This window comes from Sphingobacteriales bacterium (genome assembly GCA_012517435.1).
Taxonomy (GTDB): Bacteria; Bacteroidota; Bacteroidia; order CAILMK01; family JAAYUY01; genus JAAYUY01.
In genome coordinates, this window is sequence record JAAYUY010000193.1 from 1 (window position 1) to 13,735 (window position 13,735).

Annotated in this window: 7 protein-coding genes; 1 reads left to right on the forward strand and 6 read right to left on the reverse strand. The window is 39.5% G+C overall.

All coding sequences use genetic code 11. From position 1 onward, the window contains the following. The 6 genes from GX437_10845 to galE form a co-directional block, all read right to left on the reverse strand. Window positions 1-1,006 (reverse strand): oligosaccharide flippase family protein (locus GX437_10845; protein NLJ08158.1); only part of this gene is annotated, 1,006 nt, incomplete at its 3' end. A 2-nt stretch (window positions 1,007-1,008) separates the two neighbouring features. Continuing rightward, window positions 1,009-3,753 (reverse strand): LysM peptidoglycan-binding domain-containing protein, encoded by a 2,745-nt coding sequence (locus GX437_10850; GenBank protein NLJ08159.1) that lies wholly within the window; start codon window positions 3,751-3,753, stop codon window positions 1,009-1,011. Window positions 3,754-3,757: 4 nt separating this feature from the next. Further along, window positions 3,758-4,483, reverse strand: a complete 726-nt coding sequence (locus GX437_10855; GenBank protein NLJ08160.1) for a TolC family protein — start codon at window positions 4,481-4,483, stop codon at window positions 3,758-3,760. Window positions 4,484-4,487: 4 nt separating this feature from the next. Continuing rightward, window positions 4,488-5,657, reverse strand: coding sequence for a response regulator (locus GX437_10860; protein NLJ08161.1), 1,170 nt, complete (start codon window positions 5,655-5,657; stop codon window positions 4,488-4,490). After that, window positions 5,650-6,036: a response regulator gene (locus GX437_10865; protein NLJ08162.1), complete on the reverse strand. Its 387-nt coding sequence runs from the start codon at window positions 6,034-6,036 to the stop codon at window positions 5,650-5,652. The genes GX437_10860 and GX437_10865 overlap by 8 nt, the downstream gene beginning before the upstream one ends. After that, window positions 6,033-7,064 carry a UDP-glucose 4-epimerase GalE gene (galE, locus tag GX437_10870; protein ID NLJ08163.1) on the reverse strand — a complete coding sequence of 344 codons (1,032 nt, stop codon included), beginning with the start codon at window positions 7,062-7,064 and terminating at the stop codon, window positions 6,033-6,035. Before galE ends, GX437_10865 begins: the two co-directional genes overlap by 4 nt. A gap of 310 nt (window positions 7,065-7,374) precedes the next feature. On the opposite strand from galE, the gene GX437_10875 reads away from it, so the two are divergent. Further along, window positions 7,375-13,683, forward strand: coding sequence for an amino acid adenylation domain-containing protein (locus GX437_10875; GenBank protein NLJ08164.1), 6,309 nt, complete (start codon window positions 7,375-7,377; stop codon window positions 13,681-13,683). The last annotated feature ends 52 nt before the right edge of the window (window positions 13,684-13,735 follow it).

Consider the following 13,735-nt stretch of genomic DNA (forward strand, 5'->3'; position numbering starts at 1 on the left):
TGGCTCCGCTTTCATATTCCTTCCCGCCAATAATAATCATGATTTCTTTGGCAAAGATAAAACCCAGTATCATGATAGGCACAAAAAGGAGGCTCAATGCACCTGAGTAGGTATAAAACTGTTTCCTGAACTCATCCATTTTATTTTCAAGACTTAGTTTGGATAAAACAGGATAACTGGTCAGGGAAAAGGCTCTGAGCGGGATTTCAATAAACTCTATTGCTTTCATGGGAATGCTGTAAACAGCAACTGCAGGCGCACCTAATCCAGAGCTTAAACCTAAGATGAAAGTGTCGGCACTTCTGAGCAGATGAGCACCCAGCAATGTTCCTGTGCTGTATTTGCCAAAATTGAGAATTTTGAGGATGGATGATTTTTCGGCAAAACGGATACACCACAGCCCATCCCATTTTTTAATGCTGCAAAAAATGGAACTGCATGCAAAGATGAAAATCTGAACAAGTATAATGGCCTTTAACTCAAAATGAAACCATAAGTAGTTGAATATGAGAAATAAAAGAAAGCTCCCGGCCTCAAACGAACGCAGAAACAACATTCTGTCAAAACGTTGAGTAGCCTGAAGAACTGCCTGTGCATTGAATGAACCAAAACTGGCAATTACCAATAAAGGATAATAAATGAAAAAGTAATGATAATCAGATGATTGTATCGATTTACGAAAAACAAGAGAAGCAATAAAAACAATCAGTGCAATCAGCAATCCCGTGGCTACATTGATAATCCAGTTTGCACTGCAAATTTTTCTTTTTTCTGTTTCGTCTGCTCCCGATAAAAATCTGACGGTTCCCTGAAGGGTCAGCCCATAACGAAGTACATCAATAAAGCCATAAGCAGTAATGTAAATAACCCAGTGTCCGAAAGAAATTTTGTCAAAACTTCGGGCAAGAACGATAAAGGAGGTGAAACCAAGCAATGCAGAAATAAACTGAAGCAACAGAGAGTGAGTGTTCTTATTCTTGAAAAGTGTCGGGAAAATGCTATTCACTTTTACTGTGTTAATTTTTTTCGGAACAATAATCTCTTGACAAATTTTCTTAATTTGCTTCGTTTTCGTGGCACTTCTCCCAGTATGCTTTCCAGAGATTCGGTAACCGAACCGTTTAATATGATTTTAGGTTCTCTTTTAAGCAGTGCTTTCAGAGATTCCACCGATTTGGTGTCAGCTTCAGTCCATGGTCTTCGGGCATTGCAGATGTAGTAGGCCTGATCTATATTTTTTATCAGGTCTGAGGGAAAATTATGTGTCAGCAGTGCCGGAAACTCAATCAGCAAATACTCGTGGTTCAGGCTAAAAGGATTGTTTTTGATAAGATCTTCAATGTTTTGAGAGATATTGTAACTGATGCCCGGCTCATAGGTTTTAAAAATATCTGCTTCAGATGTAATCTGTTGATGAGTCAGACACAATACATCCAGGCCGTAATGATTCATTCTTTCTCCGACACACCTGAGGATAAATGACTTTCCTTCATGCTCTTTTGTACTGAAAAAACCGGTGATGTTAGGTTTTTTACTCCCTGTTGCCGTTTTTCCCAGATTGATGTCCTGAATAATCAGATCTGTTATTCTTTCCTTAATAAGCGGATAATCAATTTTCTTTTTTCTCTCAGGGAAAAGAGGATAAACGCCTGCCACTTCAAGTTTTGAATAGGCTCTGACCCGTTCCGGGGTTTTAATCTTTTTATCAAAAAAATCAATGATAATCAATAAGATAAACAGAGAAATAAAGACAAAGATGAATGAAAGCCCGACAATGAATTTTCTTTTGGTGGATTTAGGGCTTAATGGAAAATATGGATAATCAATTACTTTAACATTGGAGGTCAGCTCTATGTTTTGTTGTCTTAGTTTGGCTTCATTAAGGCTCGAAAGCAAGGCAAGATATTCCTGCTCAGCCACACTGATTTCACGTTCAATCCTTTTAAGCTGGGCACCCAAAGGGGCAAATGTTTCGTAATTCCTTTCAAACTCGATTCTGCGGCTGTTGTAGGCATCTACTTTGGCCTTACTTTCCTCATAACGAATTACATTTTCAAGCCATTGATTCAGAATGTCTTTCATTGGAATGCCTTCGGTGGTATTTAAAAGGCTATACACATTGTTAATGGCTTTTTCCAACTCTGCTTTAAGTTTCTCGGCTCTGATTTTCAATGTCCTGATTTCTGCCGAATATTGATTGTTCTGATCATTTTCAGTTTCCAGATAGGCAATACGGGTCGTAATTTCTGACAGCTCATTTCGTTTGGAAATTATTTCTTCATTGGACAGGTTAATTCTTGCCTGTGAAGATATTTTATTCTCAAGCTTTTTGATAGCGGCCTGAGCAGATGCCATATTCATTTTTTCATCCTGATAAGCACTTTCGAGCTCTTCTTTTTTGGCAGCAATGTTCTTTGTTTGCTCATCATAATTGATAATATTGTGCTGCTTGTTGAACATAAGAAGTTCATCCTCTGCATTTTGCAGCCTTTCCTGAGCCTTTCTGACCTGTTCGGTGAAATATTCCACCACAGCGTCTGATTGATTGGCTTTTATTAGTTTAAAGTTTTTGATCAGAATCTTGCAAAGGATAATCAGGGTGTACTGGCAGACACCCGGATCATCAGTTTCGTAAGTGATTTCAATCAAATCACTGGATTGGAGCCTATAGACGGATATTTTGCTTAAGGCTTTGATGCTGTAGTGTTTGTAGTCATAATTGAGCAGGCCGTAGATGAAATTGGTGTCGTTTTTCATTTTGTAATTGTAAAGATTTCTGACGGTTTGCTCAAGTTGCCACGAGGTATCATAATCCCGGTTCAGGCGTTTTTCAAGTGCCGATTGTCCGACTACTTCTTCATCAACCGGAATTGTTATTTTAGCTGTATTTGACGGTTTTGACCCTGTTTCAGCATTGTCATTCTTATTCCCGACAATCAGTTTTTGACCTGCTGCTATTTGCCTGTCTTTCAGTGAGTTCCAGATAATCAGGTCTTTTACCGAAATGTTAAATTTTTGGGCGATGGATTCAATACTTTCGGTGGCAGTGGTGATGTAATAAATTTTACCGTCTTCCTCTGCGGATGAAGGGGCAGGCGTATTCTTTTCAGTTACAGCAGTTTCTGAAACGATGAGTTTTTGTCCGGGTTTGATATTGTTGTCACTGAGATTATTCAACCTCATCAGGGTTACGAGGGGAAGGTTGTACTTTCTGGAAATACTGTATAAGGTTTCATCAGGCTGTACTATATGATATGCAACGGTTGTATTCTGCTGATTATCATTTTGCTTAATCTCTTCCTGAGGTGTTGCAGAGTTAGTGTCTGTATCAGGTTTTGCCGAAGTTGGTGGTGGAGGAGAGGAGGATCTGGTTTTGACAGCAAGAGCTTTGACATCGGGAGGCACCAGTTTCATCAGCTCTTCATAGTTTTTTTCACTGATAAATTTCGGATCTGGTTTATCGAGCAGAAGGTGTTTGGCGAGCAGGCGAAGAGAAACTTCCTCGAGCGTTTCACGTGAGGTGATGATACTGAGCAGATTATCAAAGGCATTGGTTTGTCCGTAAATATCGAAAAAGCCCGGTTTTGATTCCACTCCGCTGCTTGCTATTCCTGTATAAACTTTTGCTTTGGATACATAAATTCCCGGAAGTTCCCTGGTAAAAAAATAAACCAATACTGAAGTAAATAAAGCACTGAAAAGCAATAGCCAGAAATACCTGATGAAAAGACGTATCAATTGAAGAAAATTCATGTTTTTATTTTAATGCGGTGAAATTAATACCTGCCAGTTCCTGAAGGAGCATGTAGGAGGTTGTGAGATCTGATTTTGCTTTTTCGTATTCTACCAGTGCATTGTTGTAAATTTCGGTTACTCTTGCCAGTTCTTCCACAGTTGCCTGACCGTTCACAAATTGTTTTTCAATCATTTTAACCTGAACTTCAGCCGATTGCCTGTTTTTATTGTGAATATTTACCAGATTCTGGAAGAGTATAATTTTGTAATATTGTTCGATGACGAGGTTTTTGATTTCCCTGATTTTTTGCTCTTTTACCAGTTTGGCTTCTTCTATCTCAAGTCGTTGTATTTCAATATTGTTTTTCCTTGAAACAGCATCATAAAGCGGAAGTCTGAAATAAACACCAATGCCATAACGGGTTTCAACCTGATTGGATAAAAAGGTTGTGCCTGTGGAGGGATTCATGGTCATATAATCCCATGTCCCGTAAATGACATCGGTCGAGAGACCGAGGTTTTTTGTCCAGTCCTGTTTGACAGTACGCAACCTGAATTGCTGTTTGATGATTTCAGCATTCTGATATTGAAGATAAGGAGAATTGGCGGTGGCTGAATCAATGATGGTCTGAAGCGGGGGCAATAGTTTAACTATATTCAGGCTATCTGAAGGTTGGGCAAAAATATTCGTTGCGTAACAGGTCGCGATGAAAATCAGACAGAGCAATATGTTAATTTTACTTTTCATGGTATTAGGAATTTCGGAACATAGCCGGTATTGTTTTGATAATGATCTTGAGGTCTCCCCAGAAAGTGTAGTTGGCGGCATAGTAATTATCTGTTATTTTACGGTTAATGCTTGTATCCAAAGGTGTGTTTTTGAGTTTCACCTGCCATAAACCGGTGATTCCGGCTGGCCCTAAAAACCTTTCACTCCATTGGTCGGATGTCAGCATCTCGGCCTCATAAAGCGGCAAGGGACGGTTGCCAACGATAGACATATCACCTTTTAGTACATTGAACAGTTGGGGAAGCTCATCAATACTCGTTTTTCGGATAAATTTACCTATCCGGGTTATCCTCGGATCATCTTCAAATTTTTTGAAGGCATTTTCTATTTTTGCCTTTTTTCTTTTCAGATAAAGGTTCTCACAGATTTTTTCTCCATGAATATAAAGCTCAGGACTGCACAAATGCCCAAGTCTTTTGCATTCCTCACATTCCTCATTTTCTTTGTCTTTCAGATAGATGTTGCTGCTTTCCAATGAATGAACCTTCTTGTCGGACCCGACACGCATCGATCTGAATTTATAAAAATCAAAAACATGGTAACCTGTTCCAACCCGTTTTGATTTGTAAATAACTTTTCCTCTGGATTCTAACCTGATAAGAATTGCTACTATCAGCATTAGCGGTGAAAGCAATAAAATCAGCATAAATGAAATAACAATATCGAAAAGGCGCTTGGAAAGTGGTATTTTGAATTTTGGATCTAATTCAATGGTTTCCTGAGGTTGTGGTTTGTAATTGAGGTATTTTTTAAGATAATAAATCCTTTTATAGAGGTTTTTGGCATTGATGGGTATTGAGTAAAGGTCGTCAATCCTGTATTCCAGAGCTTTTTGGATATTCTCAGGGTTTTTACTGCTGTCAATCAGAATGAACGGAACGTTAAAAAAATAGGAATCGGAAGTGATTTTTCTGAAAAAGTTGAACCCGGATATTCCTGGAAAATTAACATCGCACAGGATGGTATCCGGTTTTATATTTTGCTCTTTAATCTCTTTCAGACGGTTGATGGAGGTAATAATGTTTTCGTATTGTTCAAAGTGAAATAAATCCTGATGTTTGTTTAATTCTTCCACTACATTGGATATCGAACCACAATAGATCAGATAATATTTTGAAGTGGATTCAGTCATTTTCTATTTCGTCTTCTTCATTGAGAATTAACTTGATTAAGACCAGAAGTTCTTCAGGATTAAAAGGTTTGGTAATGAAATTTTTAACCTTCATTTTATAAAACTTAATACGGGTGCTGCTTTCTTCTTCTCCGGAAAGCATCAGCAGGGGAATATCTTTAAAAAGACCACTGCTGCGAATGTTTTCAACAAATTCATAACCATTCATATTGGGCATCTGGATATCGCAGATAATCAGGTCGGGGAGATTACCTTCCTGCATCCATTTTAAAGCTTCAAGGCCATCAGGCATGGCTGTAACTTTATAGTGCTTACCAAGGTAAACAGTCAAAAGCTTGCGTATGGTAGCTTCATCATCAATGGCAAGAATTTTTTTCATAGATTAAAATTTGCTGATTTGACAAACAATTCCCATTCCCAGGCAGTTTTAACCATATCTTCCAATGTGAGTTCCGTCTGCCATTTCAGATATCTTTTGGCTTTCGATGAATCTGCCCATATTCTTGATATATCTCCCGGCCGTCTTGGCCCTATCTGATAGTTTACTTTAACCTGATTCACAGCTTCAAAGGTACGGATTATTTCCATTACACTATATCCTTTTTCTGATCCAAGATTGAATACTGAAAACTTATCTTTTTCAGAATTATTTTCAAGAAACTCATAAGCCTTTACATGTGCCTTTGCCAGATCACTGACATGAAAATAATCACGAATGGCGGTTCCGTCTTCTGTCGGATAATCATTTCCATGAACATAAAACTCTTTAATTCTTCCTGAGCACGACTGGGTAAGGGAAGGAAACAAAGCCTTCGGGCTCTGACGGGGAAATTCACCCAACAGTCCTGAAGGATGGGCCCCGACCGGATTAAAATACCGTAACGAAACGACTTCAAAATCAGAGACCCTGATAAAATCGTTCAGAATTTCTTCTGATACTTTTTTGGTATTGCCATAGGGAGAAGCTGCTTTAACTACCGGAGCCTCTTCAGTGATGGGAACTTGTTCAGGTTCACCATAAACTGTACAGGAAGATGAGAAAATTATCTTTTTACATTGCCCTGCCTGCATGCCTTCCAGCAAATTTATCAATGATAAAAGATTGTTTTCATAATACAAAAGAGGTTTTTCAACAGACTCTCCGACTGCTTTTAAGGCCGCAAAATGTATTACTGCTGCAATGTCGTTGTTTTGTCTGAAAAAATTAATGACCTGATTCTTTTCCCTGAGATCAATGTGATGAAATTCAGGCATTTTTCCGGTTATCTTTCTGATTTGTCCGGTAATCCACTGATAAGAATTGACCAGATTATCAATGATAACAACTTCATAGCCTGCTTGCTGAAGTTCAACACAGGTATGGGATCCGATATATCCACAACCTCCGGTTACTAATATTTTTTTCAATAATTAGCCCTTTTTAGAAAGATAAGCAATAATAAATCAGGACTCAAATATACTCTTACCACTCTATTTATTGTTCAAATTGGTTAAAAGTAACTATTACCGGATTTAAAATTTGTTTATTGTATTGATAATCAGCTATATGGTGATTTTATTTTCCGAAATATGGTCCTGTCAGCCGAAATTTTAAGTTGAATTATTGTGGACAAAACAAAATATCCATAGATGCAACAACCTTAAATTTGCAGAGGATATTTGAATTACATCGGCTTGATTTTCTTTGCTTTTATTAAACTTTTCTGAAATTATTCTGATGAACAAAACAGATGATCATTTTCTGAAGCTGATTGATAAAGTTCCGGGTGAATACCTGGCTGTCATTAAAACTAAAGAGGAGATTACTTATCAGGAACTAAGGAACCTGTCAAATAAGATTGCCATCTATTTGTCTGATTATCTTCATTTTCATCATCGTCTGATTGGAGTGAAAATGCAAAGGGATATTTCTTTGGTGGCAACTATTTATGGAATTATTAAGTCGGGGAATGCTTACCTCCCGCTTGATTCATCTTACCCTGAACAAAGGCTTGCTTATATGCTTGAAACTTCAGCTTGTGATGTAATCATTACCGATAATATCACAAAAAATATTGATATTCAGGGAATAAGCCTGCTTACTTATGATCAGATTGTTTCTGAAGTAAATTCCTTACGGTTAACACCAGAATTTAATTCAGATGAACATACACCAACCTATGTTATCTTTACATCAGGTTCAACCGGACACCCGAAAGGAGTGGAAATGCCTTTTGGTGCATTGAATAATCTTATCAGATGGCAAAACACACAATCACATCCGGGTTTGACCACACTACAGTTTGCCCCAATCAGTTTTGATGTTTCCTTTCAGGAGATCTTTTCCACCTTATCATCCGGTGGCACACTTGTATTGGCCGATGAAGAAGCTCGCACCAACCCTGAAAAGCTTGCTGAAATCATCACAAACCATAAAGTTGAGCGTCTGTTTCTGCCTTTTATCGCTCTGCAATTGTTTTCTTCGTATTGTGTTCAGGCAGAAAAGGACTTCCCGTTTTTAAAAGAAGTTATTACCTCTGGTGAAAAGTTAATTATTACCAGTCAGATCAGGTCATTTTTCAAAAAGAATAAATGCCTTTTGGTCAATCAGTATGGCCCGACTGAGAGCCATGTGGTTACAGCTTATAAATTATTGCCGGAAGATGTTGCCATCTGGCCGGAGTTTCCCCCGATAGGTTCTGCAATTGATAACTGTAAAATATTGATTATGAAGGAGGGGGATGAAATGGCTGCAACCAATGAAGCAGGGGAAATCTACATCGGAGGAAAATGTCTGGCAAATGGCTACATCCATCAGCCTGAGCTGACAGTTGAAAGGTTTGTCATGTTTGATAATGAGAGATTCTACAAGTCAGGTGATGTGGGAAAGATGAATGAAAAAGGAGAGATAGAATTTTTAGGGAGGAAAGATGAACAGGTTAAAATTCGCGGTTACCGGATTGAGCCGGCTGAAATTGAAATCCAACTGGCTGAAGCAGAGGGCGTAAAAGAGGCTGCCGTCAAGCCTTTCATTTCCCCTTCGGGAGTGCAAATGCTGGCAGCCTTCATAGTCGGAACTCCTGACATTGATCTGCTTAAAATAAAAGCAAAACTGTCTGAAAAACTGCCTGAATACATGATCCCTGCTGTGATGGTGCAGGTCGAAACACTTCCCAGAACACCTTCCGGTAAAATCGATAAAAAAAGTCTGGAGGTCCCGGTAAATAAACGGACATTGCTAAAAACTGAATATACAGCGCCAAAAACAGAGACAGAACGTCAACTGGCAGAGCTCTGGAAAACCCTGTTAATGTTGGATGATATTGGAATTCATGATAATGTATTCGATTTAGGTGCCAATTCACTTGTATGTATTCAGTTTTCATCACTGTTTGAAGAAATGCACGGTAAAAAACTTCCTGTGGTTAAATTGTATCAATATCCTGCCATTTCAGGACAGGCAGCGTTTATTGATAATAAAAGACAAAATGAAATTATATCAGAATCGGAAGATGACAAGAAAGAAAAAACTTTTACAGGTGACATTGCAGTAATTGGAATGTCTCTTCGGGTACCGGGCGCCTCAACCCTTGAGCAATTCTGGAAAAACCTGCTGGAAGGAAGGGAAAGTATCAGCTATTTCAATGATGATCAATTAGATCCTTCTATTCCTGAACACCTCAGGAAGCATCCTGATTATGTAAAGGCAAGGGGTATCATTGATGATGCACAAAGCTTTGATTATGAATTTTTTGGGATAAATGAAATGTTGGCACGGCTGATGGACCCCCAGCAGCGTAAATTTCTGGAAGTTGCATGGGAATGCATCGAAAATGCAGGCCTGAACATTGATGATATTAAAAAGACTACTGCTGTTTTTGCCGGATGTGGAAACAATACATATTTTCTCAATAATGTTTTACCTCATTCAGAATTGATAGAGAAAGCCGGAGATTTTCAGGTGATGACTTTGAATGAAAAAGACTACATTGCCACAAAAACGGCCTTTATTCTGGATTTAAAAGGGGTAGCTGTAAGTGTTTATACCGCTTGTTCTACATCTTTAACAGCCATAGTACAGGCCTGCGAAAGCCTTCGGGCAGGAAGATGCCGGTATGCCCTGGCTGGAGGAAGCTCCATTACTTCTCCTGTCAACAGTGGCTACCTGTACAATGAAGGAAGTATGCTCTCAAAAGATGGAAAATGCAGGCCATTTGATGAAGAAGCCTCAGGAACTCCCTTTTCGGATGGGGTCGGGGTGGTCTTGCTCAAACGTCTCGATGATGCACTGAAAGACAAAGATCATATTTATGCAGTAATAAAAGGGACAGGCATCAACAACGATGGAGGAGGAAAATCAAGTTTTACGGCTCCTTCGGTTGAAGGTCAGGCTGGCGCCATCTCCATGGCTTTGAAAGATGCCGGTATTGATGCCGATACGGTTTCTTACATTGAAGCCCATGGCACGGCAACCCCTATCGGAGATCCGATAGAGATGGAGGCTCTGAACATGGTTTACCCGAAAAGAAAAAATAACAAAATCAGGTATATTGGCTCTGTTAAGAGTAATTTTGGCCATCTAACACCTGCAGCTGGTGTAATAGGGCTGATTAAAACAGCTTTGGCTCTGAAATACAAACAGCTGCCTCCTTCCATCAATTTTAACAAACCCAACCCTGCTATTGATTTTGAGACACATGGATGGAAAGTGGTTGATGGTCTGACAGATTGGGAAAAAGATCCGGTTCCGAAAAGGGCAGGGGTCAGCTCTTTTGGGGTAGGCGGAACAAATGTACATGTTATTCTTGAAGAGCCACCTGAATTAACTGCTGATAATGAGCAAGTTACGTCCTTACTTTTGCTATCGGCAAAAACTGAAAGTGCATTGGATAGAAATATTCAAAGCATCAGAGAATTTATAGGGAATGCTGAAAATCCACCTGTCAGTCATATTGCATATACACTTGCTCATGGCAGAAAGCATTTTAGATTCAGACAATTTTTTGTTTATGATGTTGATTTTAAGGATGCTTTCAGTGAAAAAAACCTTTATTCTTCCAAAAACCACCTCACTGAGATACCTCAGGGACTTGTGTTCATGTTTCCCGGGCAAGGTTCCCAATATCCGGGAATGGGAAGATATCTCTATGAAAATCTGGATTATTTTAAAAATGAATTTGACAGATGCATTGAACTGGCAGAAAAATATGGATTACCGGATCTGAAGGAAGTCATCTTTGCTGACCACAGCGTTGAGGCGGCAGAAAAACTTAAAAACACCAGATATACTCAGCCGGCTTTGTTTGTTCTGGAATATTGCCTCTCCCGCCTGATCATGAATAATGGCATTTTTCCGGATGCTTTGGCAGGACATAGCATTGGTGAATTTACGGCAGCCTGTCTGGCAGGGGTTTTCAGTGTGGAAGATGCGATGAAAATGGTCATAAGCCGGGCCATGATGATGGAAAAAATGCCTTCAGGCCTGATGTTGTCTGTTAGATCAGAAGTTTCCGGCATCGAAAAATTTCTCAACGATAAAGTGAATCTGGCTGTTGTAAATACCAGTCAATCAGTTGTGTTATCAGGACCAAAAGAAGATATTTCAATGCTTGCTGAGGTGATGAAAAAAGAAGGGATTGCCTGTACAATATTGCAAACTTCTCATGCTTTTCATTCATGGATGATGGAGCCGGTTTTGGATTCATTCAGGAAGGTGGTAGAGTCAGTCAGCTTTTCAATTCCAAGAATACCAATTGTTTCAACAGTCAGTGGAACATGGCTGTCTGACTATCAGGCAGTAAATCCAGAATATTGGGTCCGGCATCTGCGCGAAACAGTCCAGTTTGCCGGAGCGATAAATACTGTTGCCAATGAAGGAATGTATTGTTTTGTTGAGATTGGTCCTCGAAATGTCCTTTCTTCCCTTGTCCGGCAGCAGTTGCGGGAACCTTCAATACCTGTATTCAGGTCACTTGGTGATGAATCCGGTAAAAATGAGTACTTCAGTTTATTGAAACTATACGGAAATCTTTGGTTAAATGGAATTACTCCTGATCTGACCAAACTTTTTCCTCATGAAAAATACAGGAAAATACCTCTGCCTCCTTATTCTTTTGAAAAAACATATTGTTGGCTGGAAGCTGTACCATTTAAAGTTAATAAAATCAGTGAGCCCGACACTGAAGCAGTTCTTCCTGAAATTCAGACTGAGGATACCCAACAGCCTGATATGGAGGATTTTGTCAGAAATATACTGGAAGAGTCATCAGGCATCAGCCTGAAAGGATTTTACAGGCAGACTGCATTTGCTGATATAGGCCTCGATTCCCTGTTTCTGACCCAAATAGCCCTGAGTATTCAGAAAAAAACAGGTATTAAAGTTACTTTTCGCCAGCTGAATGAGGAATTGGGCTCTATCGGAGGTCTTACTGACTATCTGATTGAAAAGATGGCTGCAGTCAAGCCGGTTGTTCAAAAGGAGGGAGTGGCTGATATAAAAATCTCTGCTGAAAAAGAAGAAAGAAAGCCATTTGGTGCTATTGCACGTATCGAAACAAAGAAGGTGACTGCCATTCCGGCAAGTATTGAAAAATTTCTGACTGACTTTATACAGAAATATAATGCAAAAACCAGATTATCAAAGGAATACACGCAAAAGTTCAGGAAATACCTTGCCGATCCGAGGGTTGTAACCGGTTTTAAGCCGCATATCAAGGAAATAGTTTATCAGGTTGTGGTTAAAAGGTCAAAAGGTTGCCGGCTGTACGACCTGGATGGAAATGAATATATTGATATCCTGAATGGTTTTGGATCAAATTTCTTTGGATATGCGCATCCTGAGGTTACACGCAGTATAAGAAAAATAGCCAGAAATGGGTACGAAATAGGTCCGCAGCATCATTTGGCAGGAGAGGTGGCAAAAATGATTTGTGATTTGACAGGAAATGAAAGGGCAGCTCTGTGTAATACAGGTTCAGAAGCTGTTCTGGGCGTGCTCAGAATTGCCAGAACAGTTACCGGAAAAAACAAAGTAGTCATGTTTAATGGTTCATATCATGGAATCAATGATGAAGTAATTGTCAGAGGAGGAAAAGAGCTCCATTCTTATCCTGCTGCTCCGGGTGTACCACCGGAAGCTGTTCAGAATGCTATTGTGCTTGATTATGGCGAGCAACAATCTCTTCAGACAATTGCAGGAATGGCAGATGAAGTCGCTGCTGTTTTGGTTGAACCCGTTCAAAGCAGGCGACCTGAATTTCAACCGTTTGAATTTCTGAAAGAGCTAAAAAAGATATGTGATGAAAAGGGGATAGTCCTGATCTTTGATGAAGTCATTACAGGCTTCAGGTCGCATCCTGCCGGTATTCAGGGAATTACGGGAATCAGGGCAGATCTGGTTACATATGGAAAGGTGCCCGGAGGAGGAATGCCCATTGGTATTATGTCGGGAAAAGCTGAAATGATGGATGCACTGGATGGAGGTTTCTGGACTTTCGGTGATGACAGCAAGCCTGAAAAAGGAGTAACCTATTTTGCCGGCACCTTTGTCAGACATCCTCTCACACTCGCAGCGGCTTATTCGTCTCTCACTTATTTAAAAAAGGGAGGACCTGCTCTTCAGGAAAGTTTAAATAAGTTGACAAAAAGATTGGCTGATGAATTGAATTTGATGTTGAAGAGAAAAAGTATTCCTTTGAAAATCAATTACTTTTCATCTTTATTCAGGCCTGTTTTTACTGAGGAATTGCCTTTTACCGAATTGCTGTATCCGTTGCTTCGTTTTCATGGCGTGCATATTCTGGAAGGATTTCCCTGTTTTCTGACCCTGGCCCACCATGAAAAGGATATTGATAAGATTATCAGTGCTTTTGATTTAAGTCTGGATGAAATGTTAAAAGCCGGAATATTTGAACAAAAAGCTTCAGATAAAAGATTTCTTGGTGAACCACCTGTCCCCGGAGCAAGGTTAGGGAAAGACCCCGAGGGAAATCCGGGTTGGTATATCCCTGATCCTGAGAAACCGGGAAGTTTTCTGAAGCTGGTCTGAAACGAAAATTGAGGATTAAACTAAAATATGTATCATTGCACATTGCTTAAAA

Coding starts and splice junctions, on each gene's coding strand:
- GX437_10850 (NLJ08159.1), bottom strand. CDS start 3,753: ATGAATTTTCTTCAATTGATACGTCTTTTCATCAGGTATTTCTGGCTA.
- GX437_10860 (NLJ08161.1), bottom strand. CDS start 5,657: ATGACTGAATCCACTTCAAAATATTATCTGATCTATTGTGGTTCGATA.
- GX437_10875 (NLJ08164.1), top strand. CDS start 7,375: ATGAACAAAACAGATGATCATTTTCTGAAGCTGATTGATAAAGTTCCG.
- GX437_10855 (NLJ08160.1), bottom strand. CDS start 4,483: ATGAAAAGTAAAATTAACATATTGCTCTGTCTGATTTTCATCGCGACC.
- GX437_10865 (NLJ08162.1), bottom strand. CDS start 6,036: ATGAAAAAAATTCTTGCCATTGATGATGAAGCTACCATACGCAAGCTT.